The 951-nt window shown below is 51.9% G+C and carries 1 protein-coding gene; it reads right to left on the bottom strand.

Features of this window, described 5'->3' with window-relative positions; genetic code table 11:
• Positions 1–764, bottom strand: a 764-nt coding sequence (locus QP891_RS11655; RefSeq protein WP_284817080.1) for an IS3 family transposase, incomplete at its 3' end; no start/stop codon positions are given.
• Positions 765–951: the final 187 nt, after the last annotated feature.

Here is a 951-nt window from a genome sequence, read left to right as displayed (position 1 = left end):
ACCTCTTGGCGGCAGGTAATTGGGTTGTCAAAGACTTTCCGATCACGTAGCACTTCACGTTTTAAGGTGGCGTTAAACGATTCTGCTAGGGCATTATCGGCACTAGTTCCAACCGCTCCCATGGACTGGCGGACACCTAACGACGAGCAGTAGTTCCTAAAGGTTTGTGAGGTGTACACACTGCCGTGATCAGAATGGAAAATAGCCCCGTCAAGACTGCCGCGCACGTCGTGTGCGTGGGCTAGGGCATCGATGACCAGTGAGACCCGCATGTGGTCTGCGAGTGCATAACCTGCAAGTTTCCGTGAGTAAGTGTCAATGACTGTGGCCAAATACATGTTCTTGCCGCCCTTACACGGCAGGTAGGTAATGTCGCCGACATACACACGGTTCGGCTCGTCAGCGGTGAATGTACGGCCTAGTAAATCCGGCATGACACGGTGGCCAGGCTTGCGCCTGGTGGTGATGCATCGACGCCGTTTGCTAAAGCCTTTTAGTCCCATGGTTTTCATGATGCGTGCAACCTTCTTGTGATTGACCGGGGTATACGCCAGGTCTTCCTTAAGGCTTGCGGCGATGCGTTTAGCTCCGTAAAGCCCGTGCTCATCATCGAAGATGGTTGTGATTCTTGCACCAATAAGACCGTCAGAATATATCTTTAACCTGCGCTTTTTGCGGGTGCTCACCCACTTGTAAAACGAGGAACGATTCAGCTTTAAAACGTGGCGCATCCGTATAAGCCGAGTATTCGGTTCGGTGGTCATCGACAAACTGGAAGCAGAACTCCCGTGAGTTGCTTTAAGCAAAATATTTCGCGGCCTTACGCAGGATATCGCGTTCTTCGCGCAGCTTAGAGACTTCCTTTTCCAGCTGTCGGATTCGCGCAGAATCATTCGCCGCTTGGGCTTTATCATGCACTGCTTTTATGCGGGCACGTTTGCCGGTGCCGTA

It is taken from the genome of Corynebacterium sp. MSK310, assembly GCF_030227355.1.
Classification (GTDB): Bacteria; Actinomycetota; Actinomycetes; order Mycobacteriales; family Mycobacteriaceae; genus Corynebacterium; species Corynebacterium rhinophilum.
The sequence above is the reverse complement of the archived record's forward strand: the minus strand, read 5'-3'. Positions and strand labels throughout refer to the sequence as shown.